Here is a 319-nt window from a genome sequence, read left to right as displayed (position 1 = left end):
GGAAGTTGACACCCGCCGCCCGCACCGCAACCCGAACCTGACCCTCACCCAACACGGCAGACGCCTCGGGGAAAGCAGTCAGAGCAAGCCCCTCCAACGTCCCCCTCTCCCCAATGTCCAACCGCCACGCCGACTCCCCCGACGGAACCGTCAACACACCCCCACCCGACACCCGACCCAACCGCGGCACAAACACAACCCCACCACGCACCGCCAGCTCCGGCTCACCCGACTCCAACGCCCCGCCGACAACCCCCCACGACTCCCCCACACCATCCACATCCACCAACACGAACCGCCCCGGCGCCTCCGCCCGAGC

At 69.3% G+C, this 319-nt stretch carries 1 protein-coding gene; it reads right to left on the bottom strand.

The window, feature by feature from the left end; genetic code table 11:
• Positions 1-319 (bottom strand): SpnB-like Rossmann fold domain-containing protein (locus JS756_RS39195; protein ID WP_498063060.1); only part of this gene is annotated, 319 nt, incomplete at both ends.

Source organism: Streptomyces actuosus (assembly GCF_016921115.1).
Classification (GTDB): Bacteria; Actinomycetota; Actinomycetes; order Streptomycetales; family Streptomycetaceae; genus Streptomyces; species Streptomyces actuosus_A.
This window is presented reverse-complemented; position numbering and strand designations above follow the sequence as displayed.